Here is a 22,670-nt window from a genome sequence, read left to right on the forward strand (position 1 = left end):
CATCGCCCCGCTGCCCTCAAGCCCCGGACCGAAATCGGTTTCGATTTTCTCCGTGCCATTCCTCTGAATGCAATTAACCTTTGACTTGTTTCGGCAAGTTGAATAGACTCTAGAAAGGACTGCTGTTTGACAGCAGAGAGTGTCCAAGTGAACGGTCAGTAGCCTTGAGAAACCCTGGCATACCCGTCTTTTGGCCCTGTTATAACTATTCAGCGGGGGTGAGCATAGTCATGCAAATGAATATCAAAAAAATTGCCGAAATGGCCGGGGTCTCTGTATCGACTGTGTCCAAAATCATGAACAATTACAGCGATGTTTCCGAAAAAACGAAACGAAGAGTGCTCGAAATCATCGAACAAACCGGATATACCCCTTCAAGCTCCGCCAAGACGCTGGCCACCAAGAAATCGAATCTGATCGGGGTTATTTTTGCCGGTGAGCTGAATGTGGAATTTACCCATCCTTTTTTTGTAGAGGTGCTGAATTCGTTCAAGAAGCAGATGGGGGTGCTGGGGTATGATCTGATTTTCTTCTCGAATGAGAAGTTCATTAACAGCGGCGATTACTACTCACGTTGCCTGCATTTCCATGTGGATGGCTGTGTTATTATCTCCGGAGAAAAGATGGAACCCGCCATACAGGAGCTCGACCGGAGCCATATTCCCTGCATCGGCGTTGACCTGGAGCTGACCGGCAAGAAATCCGGCTATGTCATGTCAGACAATTACCAGATTGCTTCCAAGGTGGTGGAGCACTTCTACCTGCTCGGGCACCGGGAGCTTGGCTTCATAGGCAGTACAGCGGATTCGGATATCTCCAACCGGCGCGAAGCAGGGTATGTCCGAGCCATTGCCGGCTTCGGCCTGGCCATGAATCCGGGGTGGTTCGTGCATGGCGGTGATTTCTTCGAGCCCAGCGGTTATGAGGCGATGAACTCGTTAATTGCATCGGGAAATTTGCCAAAAGCGGTCTTCGCCGCCTCCGATCTCCTCGCCCTCGGTGCCATCCGCGCCTTGAAGGAGCAGGGTCTGCGTGTTCCCGAGGATGTGGCCATCATCGGCTGTGACGATATCGAGGCCTGCCAGTATACCAGCCCTACACTGACTACCATCCGCCAGAACAAGGAACGCCTGGGTGTGCTCGCCGCCCATATGCTGTTCGATCTCATCAACAACCAGTCTGAAGGCGGCTCGTTTGTCGTTGAACCGGCGCTGATCGTCCGTGAATCCTGCGGCAGCGGGCTAACGCACCTGAACCGTTGAACCATTGAACTCCTGCTTCTCCCGGATCTGTCCTGCACCCCCTCCCCTCCAGCTCAGAACTTCGCTTGGCTGCATTCCGCACCCAGCCGATAACGCTTTCGATACTATAATCGCTCATTTAACGGGCTGCTTCAAGGCACCGTTTTTCTGGTTTTGGGGACCATTTTTCGGCTTGGCCCCCACATTGGCCTGTACTTGCTTCCCTATCCTGTCCGCATTACAGCGGAGCAGGCTCGGCTACCTGAGGGTCCAGCGACAGTCTGACCAGTTGGCCCGCATGGGTAAGACCCGCACCGAAACCGTACAGCAACACCTGCTGGCCGCTGCGCACCTTCCCTTCGCGGATGCCCAGATCCAGCGCAAGCGGAATACTGGCTGCCGAGGTATTACCGAAGGCTTCAAGACTGTACAATGCCTGCTCCAGAGGATAGTTCAGCCGTTCACAGATGGGTTCAATCATCCGCAGATTGGCGCTGTGCGGGATGAACCAGTCTACTTCCGCAAGCTCTGCTCCGGCGTTCTTCAGCACCTGCTGTACTCCCTGCGGAACCGTACGGACCGCCCACTTGAATACTTCCCGGCCATTTTGCACCAGCAGCCCTGTCCCGGAGAGCTCCACTCCGTTCACCTTCTCCGCCAGCCCTGTGCGATAGACATGCTGCGCTCCGCTTCCGTCACTGCCGAGATTGAACCCCATGAAGTCGTCCTGCGCCCCGCCGCTCTCCACCAGTACAGCCCCTGCTCCATCCCCAAACAGAATACAGGTACTGCGGTCCGTATAATCCGTTATTTTGGACAGCGTATCGGCACCGATGACCAGTACCTTATGATGCAGTCCCGAGGACACCAGCGCATGAGCCGTATGCAAAGCATATACGAATCCGGCACAGGCGGTGCTCAGATCTATCGCTCCCGCCGTCAGCGGAATGCCCAGGGTATTTTGTACAATCGAGGCCACAGATGGAAAAGAGAAGTCTGGCGTGCTGGTCGCCACAAGCACCATATCGACATCCTGCACACTTTTGCCATAACGCTTCATCATATCCCGGACGGCAGCTGCACACAGATCACTGGTATATTCATCCGCGCGGCTGATCCTGCGCTCCCGGATACCCGTCCGCTGCACAATCCACTCATCATTGGTATCCACCATCTGCTCCAGGTCCTGATTCGTAAGTCTGCGGGCCGGCACGTAAGATCCGATCGCTGTTATTCTTGCACCTGTCATTAGATCCACCTCAGCTTATGATTTTATTAGTATCTGATATTAGTACTTGGTACTAATTATAGCTTGCTCCTAACTATTTGGCAACTCTCGTGTTCTGCGGGAGCAAGCGTTCCCGGGCCGGGAGAACCCTGTTGTACTGGATATCGGCCGGGGCTCTCAGAAGAACCTGAGCTGTGCCATGCACAGCATGGCCGCCAACATCCAGAGCAGGAATTCCGGGGAATCCCTGCTGACTACTGGACCTGATGACGCTTAAATGCACGACCGATAAAAGGAAGACTCACTACACATATCACTACATAAAGTACAATCCTCATCGTGATAATGTCCACCGTCAGGCCGGGAAACGGATAAGAAAAATAAGAAGTATACTCGGCGGGGAATGCAGGCTGAACCGCCATATAAGGAAATAACATCAGAATATGATTCAGTACGCCGTTTGAACCGCTAAGTCCCAAAAAGACGGGGAGCAAAATAATTAACACATCGATTACCAGCACCACAAATGCAGTTTTCAATTTGGCGGACAGCCATAGGGTAATTGAAACCATCCCTATCAATACGGAATATAGAACCGCAAGACATATCAAAGCAGCTTCCAGCAAGGAAAATGCATAGGGAATGGTAACATTCAAAATTTGCAGCGGCAAGTTCCAGCCTCCTGTTCCAAATGCTGCAAGCTGAATTCCGGCAGCAAGCAACAGATTAACCGTAAAGATTAGCAAAGCAAATAAGAATGCCGCCCCTATCTTCGCCTTAATTAATTTGGATTTGCCATACCGTGTGGATAGGATGACACTGTCCGCCCCTGTTTGATATTCTCCTGCAAATACAGGAGCAATACAAATGCAGATGGCTATAATAGAAACAATCAGTAGCTCGAAGCACTGGAATAAGCTTTTCCAGCCGGCATGGTATCCATATACATATGGTGTCTCCACTTGGCTGTTCTTAGCATGCCAGAATGCCTTCTCTTGTGCGGAATATTTCCAGTCTGAGAAATCAATATCCATATAATTCTTCACTTTGTCCGCACGCGCCTGGTAAAAATCCGCAGTATCCCCAAGTTTCATATCGCGCAGCACCGTAAGACCATTATCTGTAACCTGCGGCTCCAAAAAAGCATCGTCAATTAATTTATAATAAGAGAAATACGGCAACACATAACGGGCATACATATCATCTTTCAAAAGAACCTGATTGCCATCTTTAATTACTTGCTCCGGATTGGAGAATAAGGCTTGATAAGCTGCAATATCCTTTGTCACCCGCTCCTCAGTGAGTGTACCAGCAAGCTCTTGGCTGTATTCCTTCTCAAGCTGGATGGCAGCAAGACCATTGAGCTGACTGCCGTCCTTCTCCAAAGAAATGTAACTTTTTACAGGTAAAATAAACAGGAATAGGGTTAAGCACAAACTGACCAGAACCACGACGATATTCATTCTCTTTTTGGCGATTTTCATAAACTCGTATTTAAATAGGCTGTTCATCTATTCGACCCCCTGTATTCCGCAATGTCACTTTGGAAGTGATACAAGTACAAATCTTCAAGCGTAGGTGTCTCATTCACAGCTCCCTGTAATGGAGACTCATCGTTAAGCACACGAAGGATAACCGTATCGTCATCTCCATGATGCAGATTGGCCACACAGAATGAACGGCTGATTGCTTCGGTCTCTTGCTTCCGCACTACGCATCTCCATACCTTGCCGTCCATTTCATGCGCAATGTGCTCAGCCGGACGATTGATAATCAGCTTGCCGTCCTTAATCATTAGAACGGTGTCGGAAATATACTCGATATCAGATACAATATGCGTCGACAAGATAACGATCTTGTCTTTGGAGAAATCAGCAATTAAATTGCGGAAATGCACCCGTTCCTTCGGGTCAAGTCCGGCTGTGGGTTCGTCCAGTACCAGGATACGCGGGTCATTAAGTACAGCTTGAGCAATTCCTAATCTTTGCTTCATCCCCCCTGAATAAGTGCGGATTTTTTTAGCTGAGACCTCAGTAAGTCCAACCAGCTCCAACAGTTCTTTACTGCGAATCTTGGCATTCTGCGGGGCGATCCCCTTAAGCGCAGCAACATAGAGCATAAAATTCTCAGCGGTGAACTCCGGATAATACCCAAAATCCTGCGGAAGATAGCCCAGAAGATTGCGGTAATCCTCACCCAGATTCTCTACATCCTTTCCATCCAAAAACACAGTGCCCCGTGTAGGATTCAATACCCCGCAGATCATCCGCATCAAGGTTGTTTTTCCGGCTCCGTTCGCTCCCAGCATGCCGTACACTCCGGGTTTCATTCTAATCGTCATTTCATCGACTGCCGTTTTGCGGCCAAATTGTTTGGTCAGCTTATCCAGCACCAATTCCATAATCCTACCTCCCTGGAAATCGTATATAAGTACCATTACATACAAAAATCTGCTTACCCGGTATTTATTTTACCGTAGGCAAGCAGACTGAACTTTAAGATTACATCGTCATTTGATGTAGAGAATCCTAAGAAATCATTAAGTTTTGCTGACATTGAGGATGATTACTGCCGATCTCTGAGTGTGCGTCTATGGTGCAGAAGGTAACGGAAGACCGTTGCATACAAAGTGTAGCCGAGTATCCCTCCCACAAAATTCAGAATGATATCATCGATGTCTGCAGTTGCTCCAAGAAAGTATTGAATAAATTCAATAGAGAAGCTAGTAGCAAACACCGCAAATGCCGTTCGGCTGAACGAGCGCAGCCGTGTAAAGACCATAGGCAGAAAAAAACCATAGGGTATAAACATAATAATGTTGGCAACGGCTTGCACAATCATTTTGTCCTCTGACATTCCTTCCGAATCTCCTAACGCGATAAAGGGAATGACATTCAAATGATGTTCCTTAGGGTGAAAGGCGTCTGCCCCCCAGGCTGAAAAGATAGTTGCATATAACATAATAAGACAGGACCCGGTAAAAAATATAAGACATAGTTGCCGGCCTGTACTCACTCGCCCTCTCAGCAAGAAAAAAAACGGCAGATAGAGTACCATGACCGCGACGATCAGAATACCTCCTATGATAAAATAACCCATTAAGTCAGCCATCTTGACCTCCTTGTGAAATAAGCGGGAGTTTTACACAAAACACCGTTCTCCTGTCTTCACTCTGCATTTCAATCTGTCCCGCATGACGGGTTACAATTTCCTTGGCAATGGCGAGTCCAAGCCCGGAGCCTCCGGTGTTCGTTGAACGTGCATCATTCAGGCGGTAGAATTTCTCGAATATTTTATCCTGCTTATCCAGCGGGATTATTGCCCCTGTATTCGCAAAGGTAATCAGCGCCATTCCCTTATGAACCTTCCCTGATACCTCTATTGTGCTATTATCGTCGCTATACGCAATGGCATTCTTAAGAATATTGTTGAACGCCCGTGCCAACTTCTCGGAATCCCCATAGACCGTTATAGTTTCTTCCACATCAACGACCATCCTTTTACCGGCAGGGGAGAGCGAGGGGTAAAATTCATCCGGCATTTGGATCAGCATATAAGAGATATCGACCATCTGCTTCTTCAGCTGGATCGTTTGCTGGTTATAACGTTCCACTTCAAAAAAATCGTTGATTAAGCGCTCCAAATGATACGTTTTATCCAAAGCTATTCTCAGATAATGCTGTTGCTGCTCATCCGGCATTTCTGGAGCTTCATTCAGTAAGCTTAAATATCCAAGGACTGAAGTCAATGGGGTTTTGATATCGTGAGCCAGATACATCACCAGATCTCGTTTGTTTTGCTCTCCCCTCTGCACCTCCAGCGCACGGTTATGAAGGGTCTGCTTAACAAATGTCAGCTTCTGCTCCATGGAAGACATCTCCGGCGACAGCCTGATCTCGGCATCTTCCTGAATTAAGGCATCAATTCCTGTATTGACTTCATTAAAGTATTTAGTAAACCATGATAGTGAAAAATAGAAAAACAGTAGAAAAAACGCCGATATGGCAACCAGCATAATGATTTCCCAATGTTCCCGAAAAACACTTTCATAAATGGACAGCGCGTGTTCATATTCATAGCCAGTGACGTATTGCAGCAACCGTACGCCACCCTCCCCTAGACTTCCCCGTACCAATAAATACAGTCCGTCCACTGCCACAAGAGCCAAGAGAATCAGCACAAGCATCCGTAGAAATACTTTCATTCTCAGTTTTGCATAATTCGCAGTCATTTGGTTTTTACTTTTCAATTTTATATCCCACCCCCCATATCGTCCGAATCCATTTCGGATGCTCCACGGAATCATTCATTTTCTCCCGCAGATGTCTGATATGTACAGTGATGGTGTTGTTGTTTTTATTGTAATATTCATTGCCCCAGATGGAATGAAACAATTGTTCAGAGCTGACCACTTTGCCTTTATTCTCGCACAGCATCCGCAAGATCGAAAATTCCGTGGGTGTAAGGGACAACGTTGCTTCGTTCAGCCAACACTCATGTGTATTCACATTCATAACTAGCCCTGAGTACGAGATAATGCCTTCGTCCGGCTTGGACATGGGCTGATATTTTTTGTATCTGCGTAATTGCGCCTTTACTCGTGCAACCATTTCAAGCGGACGAAACGGCTTCGTCATATAGTCATCCGCGCCCAGCGTAAGGCCGGTAATTTTATCTGTCTCCTCATCTTTGGCCGTAAGCATAATGACAGGAAAATGGTGATTCTCCCGGATACGCTGGCATACAGTAAACCCGTTCATATCCGGAAGCATAATATCCAAAATGGCCAGATCAACCTTTTCGTGCTCAATATACGCTAGGGCATCTTGCCCACTATACAATTTAGTAACATTATAATTTTCATTTTTTAAGTAGATTTCGATGAGATCGGTAATGGTTTGCTCATCATCTACCACCAGAATATTTTCAATCATTTGGGCATCGGCCACCTTCGCTGCATGAAATACAGCTATTGTATCAGAAAATCCCAGAAGATTTTGTGGTTTTTTCTTATGAAATCCTTAAGATTATCCTAAATTCTTGAGAACCCCTCTATCCCGCCAATTCTTATCCACTACAATAGATAGTTCTTCCCCCTTGTCGAACCAGACTGATAGCTGCTCCAAAACTTGTTCGTATGTGACTTTATTTAGAATTGAACAGTACTCTTGCTGTGCATACACAGGTTCACCATACAAGGCATATGATAATAACTCTTTCATCGCTAATTCTTGTGTCAGTGGGCTTTTTATGATTTGATTTATATAGGTTTTCATGATTTCCTGCAGTAAGCCAATATTTTGCATCAAGCTTTTAATTTCACGAGAGATACATTGGGATAATGGATTCGGATTCTCGTATAAACAGCAAGTTTTGCCGGCCGGAATGTGTATACTAATACATAGATATTTGTAGAATTCGCTATAACGCAGCTTAGAAATATAAATATCATCAGTAGACAAGATTTCACGCAAGCAATAGTCCAGGACTACAAGTGCAACGTCCTTAATGACTCTATCCTGAGACCTTCCTGTACTGACCGCAGGTGCATCGTGCACAAAAAGGCTACACCTGGTAGCATCCTCTGTTTTCAACAGATATTTATTCGTTGTAGCAGTGAAAACATAGTCTTCTTCCTCACCGGTGACTAGCTGGCATTGCCCAATGGTTGAGATGGTTTCAACACTGTAGCGGAAATATTGACGGATTATCTCCTCATCACTCCGGCTGACAATTAGAATATGAGCATTTGTCTTACGATAATTCCTTTGATGAAACGCTTGTAATTCCTGAAAAGAAATGTCCTTCAGACCATCCCTGAATCCTATAGGTATTGAATTAAGAAATTCAGAGTTATCAATTAGTATTCGGAACAAGCTACTCTGGCTATCATCGTTGAAGTGGTCAAATTCCTCATCTATATCTCTACGGGCTTCCTCCATATCCCTCTTCTTTAGCAGACGACCGGAGTGTATTTCCAGTAGCAGCTTAATTGCCTGGCCAATATCTTCCGCCTTGTCTGAACAAGTGATCTCATAGAGTGTTTTATCAAAATCTGTCGTTCCCTTAATCCTGAATTGATCAGGAGCAATTTGAGAAGCATTGGCCAGAGAGAGAATTAGCATATGCTCTAAAAAATGTGCAATGCCTTTGCGATCCCCATCATTCACAGAGCCCACTTTTACAGCCAGCGTAATCATAGCATCATTGACCCTGTCATTCTTGTTATAGTGCATATAATTAAAATCCAAATATTTATCAGTGTGTAGACAGCTTTGCTTCATTTACAACGTCCCCTAAGTTATATTTCTCTGCCTGAAGTGTGAATAATTCTTTGAATTTGCCATTGCTGCACATAAGCTCTTCAAAGGAACCACATTCCCTGATTCGATGATTATCAATTACGATAATTTGATCCACAAGCTTGGCTGTAGTAAATCTGTGTGAGATCATAATGCAGGTTCTGCTTCTGATTAGCTCTTCAATGCCCATATAGAATTCATTCTCAGCAACAGGGTCAAGGGATGCAGTAGGTTCATCCATAATAGTTATTGGTGCATCTGCGAAGAACGCCCTTGTAATTGCAAGCTTTTGCCATTGTCCAACCGAAATTTCTGTTCCATCCGACCATTCATTTTGCAACTGAGTCTGATAAGCATCAGGAAGCTTATGAATAAATTTCGCCGCTCCTGACTGCTCAGCCGCCCTATACATTCTTGCAGTATGTTCTTTATGCTCGTATTTACCAAACTTAATGTTGTCCTCCACACTCATTGGATAATGAATGAAATCTTGAAATACCACTGCGAAATTTCCCCTATAGGAATTTTTGCTGAAGGCTCGGATATCCACACCATCCACCAATATTTTGCCGCGGCTAGGTTCATATAATCCACTGAGCACCTTGATAAGCGTTGTTTTTCCAGAGCCGTTGAGCCCAACAATCAGATAAGATTTACCGGCTTCTATTTCAAGATTAATATCTTCCAGCACGTATGTATCCATTTTCGGGTAACCAAAACAGACTTGATGTAATCTGATATTCCGAAAATCTGTGAGTGACACCTCACTTCCATGTACAGAAGGAATAGTCTCTCTATCTAAAAAATCAAATAAGGTCCGCATATATAAATTATCATTGTAGGTATTACCAAATGTCACAATCATATTTCCAATAGCCTGCATAAGATTATCGATGGAATTAATATACATAACAATAGTTCCAACACTGAATTTCCTTTTTATACAATCCATAATGATATAGAGTGTGAAGCAGAATTTAGTAATTAATTCGATCGAATCTCCAAAAGTCTGAATCGTTGTATTCCTTTTTCGGATTACTCTATCTTCAGACAAGTATTTTTTATATGTATTTGAAACCCGCTGGATCAGTTCTTTTCCCATCTGGGTAATTTTGAGTTCTTTTAAATTCTCATATCTTATCATCAACGACTTGATAGCCGTAACCAAACGCAGGTTCTCCAGTCTGCTGTCATAAATGGTATGCAATTTGGATGAAATCTTAATATTTATAATCAGCAAGGGTACAAACGTCAGTATCAGCAACACAATGATCGTTGGCTTATATAATAGAATGATTCCGATTACCCCTACAAGAATAACGCTATTCTGAAGGATGGATACCAGATTATTTAGAATGCTGATGGATCGGCTTAATGCTTCACTATTCACCTTATTAATTTGGTCATACACATTAGGGTCATCGAAATGTATAATTTCCAGGCCGTTTATTTTTTCAAGAATCATATTCGTAATGTACAGATTCACATAATCACTCTGCATATCTTTATAATATTTATTTATTTTCTGGAGTATGCCGTTTACAACCCATATCCCGCAATTTAAAGCAAGCCATAATATAACGCCGGATAATCGATCATCACTGTTTATATTAGCCAATGTATTCAGAAAACGACTCCATATAATTGTATTTACAGGCACTATCATTCCTAGAAGAAAAGTTATGAATAATATGGCTGTCATTGTTCGTCTCGACGCGTTCCAGACAAAACACAACGATCTGCCGGTAATTCTCATATTCATCCGTAACGAAGTAAATACTGATTTCATCTGTTCACCTACTCAAAATTAACAAGAAGAAGCCCTTCTACAGAACTTCTTCCCGTTAATTTTAGATTGCCTTAGCTTCTGTGAATGGTAGTAGTTGCATTTCTATCATTACCGGAACCATAGCTAGAGCTCGTACAATCGCATCCACAATGGAAACAACTGTCACTATTACCGCGAGCACCTGTAAACTGTCCGCCGCCGGAACCACACATACAAGCCAAAGGTTCAAAGTGTGCTTCCAGACCCGAACTCATATCCCGTCCAACAGGATTAATCAATTTCATGTTTATCCCTCCTTTCCTGTGACATTTATAAAAATATACATGTGTATATTTCTACCATCATTTAGCAATAATTTCGTTAAGCTCCATAAGGGATTCTGGATCATGCTCAAGGATTTCATGGTATAAACTAAGACTTTGGTCAAGAAGATATCTGATATATCTGCATCCGCTATGGCGGTAAGATAAATCCACTTTTTCTTCGTCAAAGCAGTCAATATAACAGCTTGTACAAAGATGAACTGCCCAGCAGTTATTGCAATATTCAACGGATTTCTCCATGAAATTATTGACGTAATGATTTTGAATGGCTTTCATATTAAATCCGCTGTCCACATTTCCCAAAAACGGAACACTGCCTACTCGTTCACATGGCAGAAAATTACCATCCACATTGACATGAAGCCTTCTAGAGCCTGGAACACAGCAGCCATTAAAATAATAATTCTCCATTGGAAGCGGCCTGATATCCCGTCTGTGAATCATATGAAGAAACTTCCGCATCTGCCCGTTAGAAAATAATTTCTTGTCAGTATTGGCATCTCTTTGGTTCTCAACGCTCCAGGAAAACAGCGGATCAATAGATTTATCTTCCCTGTAAGACTTATCTTCAAGACTGGTGGGTTCCAAATATTCTTCTGCAGTGCGACCATAAGATACATAAGAGGCATTTACTGTCACAGGCTTAGGAAGCCATTCTGTATTGTCGAAAAAGTCTTGTATTTTATTGTATTTCTCAACCAAATTTGGACCACTTGCAACCAGGCTGAAGTATAAGGTATCTCCACTTTCATCCTTGGAGTGGTTCTTTTCCTTTGCCTCAACAAGATGCTTGATACCACGCATGACATGTTTGAAGCTTCCGCTTCCATCCTGAAAGACCCGATTCTCATCATGAATTTCCTCTGGTCCGTCCAGACTTACGAGAACAACAAAGTTATGTTCAACCAAATACTCGGCAATTTCTTTAGTAACCAAGACGGCATTCGTAGTCATTGAGAATCCCAGCTTCTTATCAACGACAAGCTTCTCGGCATATTCGACACATTGCTTAATCAATTTAAAGTTAAGGAGTGGCTCCCCGCCATAAAATGCGAGGAAGAATTCTTCTTCTACTCTTGGATAAGTATAGTCAATAGCTTTTTTAGCAGTTTCAAACGTCATATCCCGGTTATTATATCCATGAAAATCATTATGGGAATCTTGATAAATACAATATTTGCACCTTAGATTACATCGTTCCGTCACCTCTAAGGTGAGTTGATTCATATTGTACTGCAAGTAATTCTCCAGAGCGCTGACATGTGGTCCGGAGAAGCAGGTTACCGGTGGCGCTAATAAAATATGTTCCTCATCTATGCATTCTTTGATTTCTTGAAGAGCTGATTCGAGGGTATCCTCCTCCATATCCAGTTCTAAAAGTGAATCAAAATCGTCACAGTCAAAGAGACAGGATAACACCACATAAACATTTTCATTAATTTGAAATATCTTTCCTGTTCCCGTATCGTAAAAGTATTTTTTCTGCGACGTCTCAAAGGGCTTTCCTAAACGATAGAAGTGGTTGTCCTTTTTTAAATCTTGGAAAAATGGTTTGAACTTCATCAGTTTAGAGTTCAGCGTTTCGTTAATCATACGGCTCTCCTCCATCTTCAGTGAATTCTGATTCAGGGCTGCTAGGTTTGTAACTTTATTCACAAACAAACTTATGACATTACATCATTTTGTTATGATAATTGCTGGCTGAATAATATTACCATTGTCTTCTCGAATGACTCAATCAAAAATTATCATTTTACACCATAAATGTATATATTTTTTAACCAAGCGGTACCTTTTTCTTACTGTGTGGCAGCTTTCAAGCAGGAATAGGAGCGATAGGAATAATTATTGTAGATGTAAATACGTTGCTCTCATAAGAGTACTTAAATATTCCACCGCAATTGTTAACCGAAGTTGTTACGGATTTCAACCCATAACCATGATTCCGTGGGTTCTTTTTACTCGTTCTCAGCAAGCCGCCTGCGGGAGTCAGCTTGTGATTGTATGGATTCTCAACAACAATTGTTAAATAGTTCTTATAACAGAACATCTTCATCTGAACATACCGTTCCCTCTCAAGCACCTTCAAATTTGCCTCAATAGAATTGTTAAGAAGATTAGAAATAATGGAGGATAGATCTGTAGGTGGAATGCTTAACTCCGGGATAGTCTCAATTTCGAATCGGACATCTATATTCTGTTTTTTGCATATGGCTATCTCATAGTTCAAAATAGAATCTATATATTTACTGCCGCAATTTATTACGGGTTTAGTGGCTTCTAAGGTAGCTGAGATCGCTTGTATATATTCTACAGATTCCTCAATGCAATTCTCTTTTAATAAAAAAGCTATATTCACAAGATTATTCTCGATATCATGTCTAATTTTCTTTAGGTCCAAGCATGAAATTTCTTGAGATATAAGTTGATATTCCAAAGCTTTATTTTGCAGCTCAAGATCATCTCTTTGCTGCTCTTTGTGATAAAATAAGCAGATTTCCTTAAAAAGATAGGTGATCAAAAAAGACATCACGAAGAAATATATAGATATTCTAATCAAAAACCATGATAGTTGAAGACTCGCATTCTGAAATATTCTATTTATAATCATGAAATAGTTTGCAATAAAAATAAAAATACCTAGGATCAAATTAACTCTAATCCAATACTTTGTAGGTATGTTAAAGTTAATCTTATTGAATAATCTTATGTACATACCTGCCAGCAAAAGCATAAAGATAATGGAGAATATTGAAAAAGGTAACCTTAAACTAAATACTTGGAAAATCTTGTTCCCTATGTTCATCCGGGATACAAGAAATAGCATATTGCTTGCCATTATATCGCTAATAATCAGTATATATTCCGTCAGTAAAACAACAAATATCTTAACTAGAATGTTATCCTGATACAATGTTTGAACAATCACCAGCAATAATCCTATCAATATCAATGTTCTAATTAAAGGGGACTCTACCTGACAAAACTGTATGAAAAGCGAGTCAACAATCATAACGAAGGGAAGAAGCCAAATTCTTTTAACATTTTCCTTTTTCCATTTCAGAAGATGATTTATTATCCCATATTGAAGAACAGTCTCCATGAATATAAAGGAAAAATCCCTGTCTAATCCTAACATCGCGTAACCTCGCCAATACTCTCAATAAACTTTCCAAGAACATTTTGTCTCTTTCTTCTGCTTAATGGCAGTGTAGTACCGTTATCCAACCGAATCTCCAGATCATCTATTGAAAATATGTATTTTAGATTCACTATACACGCCCGATAGATCTCAACAAATCCGAGCGAATTATATTGCTCCATAACATTCATAAATTTGCAACAATGCACTTCATATGTTTTTGTTCGGGTATGCAAATAGGACTTTCTGTTGATGCATTCGAGATATATGATGTCATCCAGAGGCACTTTTATAATCATGCTCCTGTCCCCGCTAAGATTAACTTTGAATATTTGAATCTGAGGGCGTTCTTGCATAATGGATTTGGCCACTCGTTCAATTACACCTGGCATTCTTTCTTTCAATAATAGTTTGGGCAAGAAATCGCTTATATTGAACTGTAACGTATTTAATACCTCCTGCTCAAAGGCAGTTATAAACACCAATTTAAAGTGGCTGTCCAATATACGAAGCCTTCTTGCCGCTTCTTTCCCATCAATGAAGGGCATATCTATATCCATGAATATTAGGTCAAAATATGGATTGTACTCTTCAAATCTTTTAATTAGTGTATCTGCTCTAGTAAAGGAATAGATAGAGACTTGGATCTTTAATGCTTGAAATGTCGTCTTTACCACTGGAAGAAGTTCATCTAAAAAATGACTATCATCATCACACAATGCCACATTTAACATATTACCCCTCCTAAAATCCTTTTCGGTAATCCTCTTTTGCGCACCAAAAATTGTATGTTTACAGCATAAATAGGATAGTTTTGTATTTACAATACCATAATTGTGTAATCTTTTTCCATATTTCATATTATCCTGAATCCGTGAAATAGATAAAATTGGAGCAAGTTAACCTGTCAACATGAGGGGATTGGCGTTGGAACTCGACAGGAGAGCAGATTTGTTTGCAGTGAGGCATATGGAAACAGAACTTGCCTTTAAACAAGCCATTTTCGAACGTATGTTTCCAATGGTTCAACCTGACAAGCTCCTATAAATACGCTGAAACGTTGGGAACCAGGAACTGTGCCGTCCAAACCGGAGTTTAGTCTGCCTCGCGTGCTCGACCATACTCGAAGCCAGCCAGATCAGGTTCTCAATGACTGTTTTTACTCATCTGCGGTTGACCTTCGTTCGCACCGGAGCATCGGGTTCCTGCAGCGAAATTTGCCCAATCGCTCGAAGCAAGTTATAGGCTACAAGGCCCGCACACAGCACCAGGTCATTTGTAGCAAATTTACCCGAAGGCAGGCGCTCCAAGTTCAAATCCGTCTTGAGGTCGCTGTGAAATTGTTCGCTTTTGGCATGGTCGCGGTAGAGCCCAATCACTTGCCAGGGGTAACAGGTCAGTGTCGTAAAAAATACCTGCACGTCTACCCGTGGCACCAGCAGGAGCCTGCCCAGCGGCTTCCATGGTTCGCTCAATCACTTGATACACGACACGAATCGGACGTTCCAACTTCTTGTCGTTCCACTCCATTGCGCCGAGATACACCCGTTTGCCTTCCCGTTCTTCACAGCACATCCCGTCCCCCTTGGCGATCATCAGCCATTCCTCTGGCGATTCCCGGCGAAGATTGCGCTTGACGATAAAATCCACCTTTTCGTTCAGGCAGACGTTCAAATTCTCCAGGGCATCGTTACCGGCATCCAAACGCACAAGCAGGGGCAAATCGGTGATGCAGCGGGCATAATCCAGACTGTGGGATAGAAACGCAGCCGCTTCTTTTTGCAAATGCGTACTGCCTTCACTCAGGTTGACGTTCACTCCATAGCCTTCCTGTCCGAGATAGGCAAAGAACTGCGCATAGCCGTCCACTTTTTTGTAAGTCAGGGACACCCCTTCTTTGCGGGTGTTGCTATTGTCAAACGGCGAGACATCCAGGTCTAGTGGCAGCCAGTACGACGGTTTTCCATTAGGGAGCGTGGCCTGAACAGGGGTCAACGGTGCTTTCAGCGCACGCAGCAAGTCCGCCGACTCTTCGAGCAAAATCGTCTGCCAGTCGTAGCTATGAGCGGCAGCCAAATCCAGACGCTGCCGAAGGGTAGGCGAAGATGGAACGTGTTTAAGGCCTAAGGATTTGGCGAAAAAGCGATCCTCCCGAAAGGGCTCGATCTGGTCAAAATCGCTTTTCCCATGGCAAAGCAATCCCAGGTAGTCCAGAAGTACATCCGGGTGAGTGACGGTAGGGTACGGGGCACCCGGCAACGAATAACGAATCAAACGTTTGGCGATCCGGGTATGAGAAAGGAGCCGTCCTATGAGGGCCAAACCGGAATGAGCGGTCAGCCATTCCACGGACTGATCGAGTTGAAAGCGGGACGGGGTTCATCTGTGCACCTCCAAGGTGAGTTCTTAAAATACGGGAATTCTTCCCTTTTTCATTATTTTACTTCACCGGAGTCTATTTTTCTAACCTTTCTAATAGATCGTTTCACGGATCCAGGATTTAATATATATTTACATTTATTCCATGGATATGATAGGTTTATATAGAAATTATATCCTATAAAAGAGGTGTTTTTTTGAAGAAAGTTATAGTTGCTACAGTTGTTTCTTCCTTAATTACAATTATCTCGCCCCTCTCTACTTTTGCTGCTTCTACCTCTATACCAAACAACATGCACGAACAAGAGACCACCAATCTTGAGCAACTACAAGCAAGTAGTAGTTTTAGCGTGGATGAATTTTTGAGTGATGCTCGGTTCAACGAGTTGCCTAAGACTGAAGAAAATACGATCTTATTTAAAGGAATAGAAGATTTTAAAAATGAAAATCCTAACTTAAGTAACGAAGAAATTGTTGAGCACTTCAATTGGACTGTAGATGAGGCGAAGAATTTTAGTACATTAGGATTTTATGAGGAAACTAAAGCAACATGGTCAACTCTTACGTCAGCTGAAAAGCTATTAGTGGTCGGCGATCCAGGAATGGGGTATGCCACTATATCAACTAGAGATAAAGCTTATTCCTATACGTTAACTAATTATGGTCACAGTGGTGCTGGTGATGAATCTGATGCTTTTCGCCATGCTGTGTGGAACGCATTAATGTGTAAACATATAAGCAAAATGTGGGCCAATTTAATGGCTACTGCACATGAGAATGTTGACGATGCCTATCTAACTAGAGTATTCGCGGATGGATTTACTGGCGCTGCACATAAACGAATGGACCTACATAATAATGAAAAGGGTAGGGACTGTTGGAATGTATTGACTGACTTCATTGTCCTAGTGTCAGATGGCGATTTACAGAATAGAGTAATTGCAAAAATTAGAGCTGGTGAGATGGTTATTTTGCACAATTAAAATGCACTCAAATTAATAGATTAAAGCAAAAAAGGAGATAATTAGTTTCTTATCCTTTTTTTGTTTTTTTCACAATTTTAGTATATAATATTTAATACATAGTCTGTAAAAAAGGAGATGCCTATGTACCGGAAAGGGAAGTTAGTATTAGCGCTGATTATTATAGTGTTGATTACTGGTTGTAGTAAATTCAGTTCTATGCCGTTACCCGAGATGGTTGCTACTTTGGATACCGGCGAGACGATTCCTGTGGAGATTAGTACTTTTAATTGGGGTGCCAAAGAGTTATACGGTGGTCCATGGGAAGCTATGGAGGACAAAGATCCCGAAATCATTTCTGGAGGATCTACAATCAATATACAATTTGACTCTACGCCTGATTCCATACTAATAAGAGAACACTTTAGTAAATACAAGTTCAAAGATATAACCGATTTGAACCAATTTAATATCCCAGATAGTAAAGGGACCTACATTTATGGAGTGATGGCTACTTGGAAGAAAGGTTCCGCGATTTATGCCTTGAAAATTCAAGTTGAATAAGAAGCACTTAAGCTTTAAACTTGAAGCTTCACCGTCACTGCGGTGAACATTTGGACTTCCGGCCGCTGTTGTCCCTAGAATTCTTGATTAATATCGCTGTTCGCGAGTGAAATTCGGAGGCGGTCGCTATCGCTCCTACAGTTCCAAATTTCCCCTCCGCTTCTTTTGCCTTTTGTTTATTTCTTTAGTGCTTTTTAATATGAATTGTACAACTTTTATTTAACACCAAAGAGCCCGGGCCCCTAACAGGACTAGGCTCTTCGGCATACCGCTATCTTGCTGAATTCAGAGTATTTCATCTCCAGTAATTCGGCGGCCCATTGGCGTTACGTTCTCACTTCACCGCCAAATCCACACCAACCTGCTCCACCAGCTTCTCCGGCTTGGCCGTGTTCCTGGAGCGGCAGTTCAGGAACTCCACTTCTTCCCCGTTCTCAACATAAAAGGCCGGACCGTCGTGGTTCTCAATAGTGACCTGCTGAAACTGCACCTCACGGACATTGCCGAGGAAGAAGCCCCGGCGCTGCATGTCCTGAAGTCCTGCCATCATGTCGGGCTGGCCGGGCACCGCGTGCTCCGCCATCGAGATATCGATGTTGGTGAAGGTGATTTCCGAGATGGCCTGCTCAGCCAGCCCGTACAGGAATCCCGCCGCTGCATGGACATTGCGGGCCGTAATATTGGCATAATGAATCCGCCGGAACTGCGGCGTCTCCGCTGTCACCGGATACGGATTCTTGTCCCAGACGTATTTCTCCTTGCCCCGGGGTCCGCAGAAATAATAGAGGTTAAGCGTGAAGGGACAGATCACATCCTCCATCACAATGTTGCTGATCCGGACATCCTCAATAATCCCGCCCCGCCCCCGCCGGGACTTCATGCGGATACCGCGGTCCGTCTGCTTGAACACACAATTGCTGATCGTCACATTGCGGATATCGCCGCTCATCTCACTGCCCAGCACTACTGCGCCATGGCCATGCACCATCACGCAGTTCGTAATCGTGATATTCTCGCAGGGAATCCGCTCCTTGGTATCCTCGGTGCCTGACTTAATAGCAATGCAGTCATCACCGACATCGATATGGCAGTTGCTGATACGCACATCGCGGCAGGATTCGGGATTAATTCCGTCGGTATTGGGCGAATCAGCCGGATTCAGAATCGACAGATTATCGATCAGCACATTACTGCAGCCAATCGGATTCACGGTCCAACTGGGAGAATTAATCAACTGGACATCCCTGATCGTTACCCTGCTGCAGTTATCGAAGCCGATCAGTCTCGGACGCGGATACTCCAGCTCGTCCGGGCGGTTCCGGTGCTTGTCCCACCAGGGCGCACCATTCCCGTCGATAGTCCCGCTGCCAGTGATGGACACATTCACCAGATCCGCTCCATAGATGCAGGGCATATGGACTTCCCGCTTCACCCCTTCCCACCGTGATTCCACGGCAGGATAATCGGCCGGATCGGTACTGAAGGACAATACCGCACCGGGACTGACATACAGCTCAATATTGCTATATAGACGGATTGCGCCGGTCAGGAAGGTACCGGCCGGAATATATACCGTGCCGCCGCCGGCAACGTGCGCTGCTGCAATAGCATCCGCAATCGCCTGCGTTACCGGTACCACGCTGTCCCGCTGTGCTCCATAGTCTAATATGTTATACACGGTCCGCCTCCTGTGCTCGATACAAATCCTGCATCTCCACACAAGCCATCACCAGCGCGCCCACACCATGCAGATCATTGCTGACCTTCGGGCGGGTTACATAGTTACGGTAATCTCCCGCCGAGGTCCCGATGCAGATATCCGGCAGCAACAGCCGGCCCTGCTCATCCCACTGGAGCACCTGAATTAAGCCTTCGTAGCCTTTACGCGCTGCTTCCGCCGCTTCATCCGCAACTTCAGCCGGAAGGATACCCAGCTTCACCGCCCGGGCAATGGTGTAGACGAACAAACAGGAGCCGGAGGTCTCCAGCCAGTTGTCCGGCTCATATCCCTTATCCACGACCTGATACCACAGACCGCTCTGCGGGTCCTGATAGCGGATCAGCGCCTGCACCAATCCGCTGAGTTCGGCTGCAAGCTCGGCCCGGCCCGGATCAGTCTCCGGCAGTTCATCCATGAACTGCGAGACCGCAAGCCCGTACCAGCCAAGCGAGCGGCTCCAGAATTCCGGCGAGCAGCCGGTGGCGGGATTCGCCCATGGCATACGGCGGCTCTCATCCCAGGCATGGTAGAGCAGACCGGTCGCCTCGTCCTTCATGTATTTGCGCATTAGGCGCTCCTGGTGCAGGACCTCGGCCCGCAGGGCATCGTCTCTATAAGTATTCGCGTACTTCAGCGAGAACACCCCGGCCATGTACAATCCGTCCAGCCACATTTGGTTCGGATATTTGTCCTTATGCCAGTACCCGCCCTCGGAGGTCCGGTTCAGCGTCAGCAGCAGATGGCGCAGCTTGACTGCCGCCTCCCGGTATTTTCGCTTGCCGGTCCGTTCATACAGCGTGAAGAGCAGCAGCCCCGCCTGTACAGCATCCAGCTCATCGCGGGCAAAGTCGAAATTCCCCTGCTCATCCACCAGATCATCCACATACTGCTTAATATAATCGATATAGCGGTCCTCCCGGAGCGTCTTCCACAGCAGCTCCATCCCGCACAGGAACACGCCCTGATGATAATGCCAGCGGTGCGCAGGCGGGAGCTCTCCCGCCTCATACGTATCCATCAGTGAATCACAGGCCTTTTGCGCCCATTCGATCGGTGTTTGCGGCAGACTGCCAATCATCGTTATTCCCCTTTCAATCATTCAGAATATCCGGTCTTCCCTTAGCATCAGCGATTCCCCCGTCAGCATCAGCCCTTCATCGAGCCAAGCATCGCACCCTTGGCAAAATGCTTCTGCAGGAACGGATACACCATCAGAATCGGCAGCGTAGCGACCACGATAACCGCCATTTTGATCGTCTGATCCGGCGGCGGAACCGTACCGTCCAGTGTCGCGCTATGATCCATCCCGCTGGCCAGCACGACAATCTGCCGCAGCAGGACCTGAATCGGCCATTTGGCGCTATTATCCAGATAGAGAATGGCGCTCATATAAGTGTTCCAGTACGTCACGGCGTAGAACAGAGAGATCGTGGCAATCGCCGGCAGCGACAGGGGCAGCACGATTTTGAACAGAATCCCGAAGTCATTGCAGCCGTCAATCTTGGCCGATTCCTCCAGCCCCTCCGGAATGTTCTGAAAAAAGTTCTTGAGTATAATCATATTGAACGCACTGATCGCGGAAGGAAGAATCAGCGCCGCATACGAGTCGATCAGCCCCAGCTCCTTCACCACGAGGAACGTAGGAATCATTCCCCCGTGGAACAGCATCGTGAACACCACCAGGAAGTTGAACACCCGGCGGCCGTCCAGATCCTTGCGGGAGAGACCGTAGGCCATCAGCGCCGTGATGAACATACTGAACAGCGTGCCTATTAGCGTGACTCCAATCGATACCCCCAAGGCTCTGAAGATCGTATTCGTGGAGAAAATAAATTTGTACGCCTCTAAGCTCCATACCTTCGGAATCAGCACAAACTTGTTGGCAGCCAGCTCAGCACTTGTTGTGAAGGAGCCTGCTACAACGTGGACGAACGGCAGCACCGTTACCAGCGCGATAAGGGCGAGCAGTATAAAGTTGACGGCAGCGAATAGTCTGCCGCTGAACGTGCGGTCTTCTACCATTTGAATTCCTCCTGCGGCATTTTAATAAACGCCTTCTTCTCCTATTTTCTTGGACACCTTGTTGACGGTCATAACCATAATCAGGCCCACAATCGACTTGAAGAAGCCGATGGCTGTACTGTAGCTGAACTGCCCTTGCCGCAGACCGGCGGTGTAGACATACGTATCGATAATTTCCGCAACCTCGCGGTTCATGGAATTGAGCAGCAGGTAGACATGCTCGAAGCCCAGGTCGAGAACGGAACCGATTTTCAGAATAAACAGGGTAATAATCACACCCCGGATGGCCGGAAGCGTAATATGCCAGACCTGTCTGAGCCGTCCGGCTCCGTCCATACGCGAAGCTTCATAAAGCCCCGGATCAATAGCCGCAATGGAAGCCAGATAAATAATCGTGCCCCAGCCTGCTTCCCGCCAGATCACCTGAAGGATATACATCGGCCGGAACCAGCCCGGACTCAGCAGGAAATTGATCTTGGAGAAGCCGAAGTAAGCCAGCAGCTCGTTGATAATCCCCCCGTCCATCGTCACCATGACGAAGGAGATCGAGACGACGATAACCCAGGACATGAAGTGCGGCAGATACACCAGGGTCTGGAAGAATCTTTTGAAGAAGGTGCCTCTGAGTTCATTAAGCATCAGTGCCAGAATAATCGGAATCGGAAAATAAATCAGAATATTCATCCCGAACAGAATCAGCGTATTGCTTAGAATGTTCAGGAAATCAGGCTCGGTGAACAGCCGGCTGAAATGCTTCATGCCCACCCATTCGCTACCGGTAATCCCTTGGTAAGGCTTGTAATCCTGGAAGGAAATAATCAGTCCGTACATCGGCAAATATTTGAAAATAATGAAATACAGCACGCCGGGGATCAGCATGACATAGAGTAATTTGTTGCGCCACAGCCGCTTCTTCAGCTCACTGCTGCTCTTGTATTTCTTCGGCTGCGGTTCGGGAACTACGCGGGGCGGGGCGGTTACTTCCTGCATGATTCTCT

General features: G+C 45.1%; 20 protein-coding genes. 3 read left to right on the forward strand and 17 right to left on the reverse strand.

Annotated features, from left to right (window positions below):
• The first annotated feature begins 236 nt into the window (after nucleotides 1-236).
• Complete coding sequence (locus ACFSX3_RS21730) at nucleotides 237-1,262, forward strand: LacI family DNA-binding transcriptional regulator (RefSeq protein WP_209993217.1); 1,026 nt, start codon at nucleotides 237-239, stop codon at nucleotides 1,260-1,262.
• 217 nt (nucleotides 1,263-1,479) lie between these two features.
• Here ACFSX3_RS21730 and ACFSX3_RS21735 read toward each other — a convergent pair whose 3' ends face one another.
• From ACFSX3_RS21735 to ACFSX3_RS21795, 13 genes are all read right to left on the reverse strand, one after another.
• Nucleotides 1,480-2,490: a ketoacyl-ACP synthase III gene (locus tag ACFSX3_RS21735; protein ID WP_209993218.1), complete on the reverse strand. Its 1,011-nt coding sequence runs from the start codon at nucleotides 2,488-2,490 to the stop codon at nucleotides 1,480-1,482.
• A 233-nt stretch (nucleotides 2,491-2,723) separates the two neighbouring features.
• On the reverse strand, nucleotides 2,724-3,980 hold the full coding sequence (locus ACFSX3_RS21740) for an ABC transporter permease subunit (RefSeq protein WP_209993219.1): 1,257 nt from the start codon (nucleotides 3,978-3,980) through the stop codon (nucleotides 2,724-2,726).
• Entirely contained in the window at nucleotides 3,977-4,870 is an 894-nt protein-coding gene (locus tag ACFSX3_RS21745) for an ABC transporter ATP-binding protein (RefSeq protein WP_209993220.1), read from the reverse strand. The genes ACFSX3_RS21740 and ACFSX3_RS21745 overlap by 4 nt, the downstream gene beginning before the upstream one ends.
• Nucleotides 4,871-5,034: 164 nt before the next feature.
• A complete protein-coding gene (locus tag ACFSX3_RS21750; protein WP_209993221.1) occupies nucleotides 5,035-5,580 on the reverse strand; it encodes a VanZ family protein in 546 nt (181 codons plus the stop codon).
• Nucleotides 5,573-6,775, reverse strand: a complete 1,203-nt coding sequence (locus tag ACFSX3_RS21755; protein WP_209993222.1) for a sensor histidine kinase — start codon at nucleotides 6,773-6,775, stop codon at nucleotides 5,573-5,575. The genes ACFSX3_RS21750 and ACFSX3_RS21755 overlap by 8 nt, the downstream gene beginning before the upstream one ends.
• Nucleotides 6,708-7,403 carry a VanR-ABDEGLN family response regulator transcription factor gene (vanR, locus tag ACFSX3_RS21760; protein WP_209993223.1) on the reverse strand — a complete coding sequence of 232 codons (696 nt, stop codon included), beginning with the start codon at nucleotides 7,401-7,403 and terminating at the stop codon, nucleotides 6,708-6,710. Before vanR ends, ACFSX3_RS21755 begins: the two co-directional genes overlap by 68 nt.
• A gap of 93 nt (nucleotides 7,404-7,496) precedes the next feature.
• The gene (locus ACFSX3_RS21765) at nucleotides 7,497-8,753 is read right to left on the reverse strand and encodes an insulinase family protein (RefSeq protein WP_209993224.1); all 1,257 of its coding nucleotides are present in this window, start codon (nucleotides 8,751-8,753) and stop codon (nucleotides 7,497-7,499) included.
• Nucleotides 8,728-10,560, reverse strand: coding sequence for an ABC transporter ATP-binding protein (locus tag ACFSX3_RS21770; protein WP_379313250.1), 1,833 nt, complete (start codon nucleotides 10,558-10,560; stop codon nucleotides 8,728-8,730). Before ACFSX3_RS21770 ends, ACFSX3_RS21765 begins: the two co-directional genes overlap by 26 nt.
• Before the next feature lie 71 nt (nucleotides 10,561-10,631).
• The gene (locus tag ACFSX3_RS21775; protein WP_209993226.1) at nucleotides 10,632-10,844 is read right to left on the reverse strand and encodes an Apre_1838 family putative sactipeptide bacteriocin; all 213 of its coding nucleotides are present in this window, start codon (nucleotides 10,842-10,844) and stop codon (nucleotides 10,632-10,634) included.
• Nucleotides 10,845-10,901: 57 nt separating this feature from the next.
• The gene (locus ACFSX3_RS21780) at nucleotides 10,902-12,476 is read right to left on the reverse strand and encodes a radical SAM protein (protein ID WP_209993227.1); all 1,575 of its coding nucleotides are present in this window, start codon (nucleotides 12,474-12,476) and stop codon (nucleotides 10,902-10,904) included.
• 223 nt (nucleotides 12,477-12,699) lie between these two features.
• Nucleotides 12,700-14,022, reverse strand: coding sequence for a sensor histidine kinase (locus ACFSX3_RS21785; RefSeq protein WP_379313253.1), 1,323 nt, complete (start codon nucleotides 14,020-14,022; stop codon nucleotides 12,700-12,702).
• Nucleotides 14,016-14,759 (reverse strand): LytR/AlgR family response regulator transcription factor, encoded by a 744-nt coding sequence (locus tag ACFSX3_RS21790; protein ID WP_209993229.1) that lies wholly within the window; start codon nucleotides 14,757-14,759, stop codon nucleotides 14,016-14,018. The genes ACFSX3_RS21785 and ACFSX3_RS21790 overlap by 7 nt, the downstream gene beginning before the upstream one ends.
• 553 nt (nucleotides 14,760-15,312) lie before the next feature.
• Nucleotides 15,313-16,374: a transposase gene (locus tag ACFSX3_RS21795; RefSeq protein WP_379255097.1), complete on the reverse strand. Its 1,062-nt coding sequence runs from the start codon at nucleotides 16,372-16,374 to the stop codon at nucleotides 15,313-15,315.
• A 227-nt stretch (nucleotides 16,375-16,601) separates the two neighbouring features.
• Here ACFSX3_RS21795 and ACFSX3_RS21800 point away from each other — a divergent pair, with 227 nt between their 5' ends.
• A complete protein-coding gene (locus ACFSX3_RS21800; RefSeq protein ID WP_209993230.1) occupies nucleotides 16,602-17,387 on the forward strand; it encodes a DUF6973 domain-containing protein in 786 nt (261 codons plus the stop codon).
• 123 nt (nucleotides 17,388-17,510) lie between these two features.
• On the forward strand, nucleotides 17,511-17,930 hold the full coding sequence (locus ACFSX3_RS21805) for a hypothetical protein (protein WP_209993231.1): 420 nt from the start codon (nucleotides 17,511-17,513) through the stop codon (nucleotides 17,928-17,930).
• Nucleotides 17,931-18,264: 334 nt separating this feature from the next.
• On the opposite strand, the gene ACFSX3_RS21810 is transcribed toward ACFSX3_RS21805, so the two are convergent.
• From ACFSX3_RS21810 to ACFSX3_RS21825, 4 genes are all read right to left on the reverse strand, one after another.
• Nucleotides 18,265-19,608: a glycoside hydrolase family 28 protein gene (locus tag ACFSX3_RS21810; RefSeq protein ID WP_209993232.1), complete on the reverse strand. Its 1,344-nt coding sequence runs from the start codon at nucleotides 19,606-19,608 to the stop codon at nucleotides 18,265-18,267.
• Entirely contained in the window at nucleotides 19,601-20,728 is a 1,128-nt protein-coding gene (locus tag ACFSX3_RS21815; protein ID WP_209993263.1) for a glycoside hydrolase family 88/105 protein, read from the reverse strand. The genes ACFSX3_RS21810 and ACFSX3_RS21815 overlap by 8 nt, the downstream gene beginning before the upstream one ends.
• A gap of 68 nt (nucleotides 20,729-20,796) precedes the next feature.
• Complete coding sequence (locus ACFSX3_RS21820; RefSeq protein ID WP_209993233.1) at nucleotides 20,797-21,672, reverse strand: carbohydrate ABC transporter permease; 876 nt, start codon at nucleotides 21,670-21,672, stop codon at nucleotides 20,797-20,799.
• A 21-nt stretch (nucleotides 21,673-21,693) separates the two neighbouring features.
• Entirely contained in the window at nucleotides 21,694-22,662 is a 969-nt protein-coding gene (locus ACFSX3_RS21825) for an ABC transporter permease (protein WP_209993234.1), read from the reverse strand.
• Between the last annotated feature and the right edge of the window lie 8 nt (nucleotides 22,663-22,670).

The organism is Paenibacillus rhizoplanae (assembly GCF_042684125.1).
In the GTDB taxonomy this organism is placed as follows: domain Bacteria; phylum Bacillota; class Bacilli; order Paenibacillales; family Paenibacillaceae; genus Paenibacillus_AQ; species Paenibacillus_AQ rhizoplanae.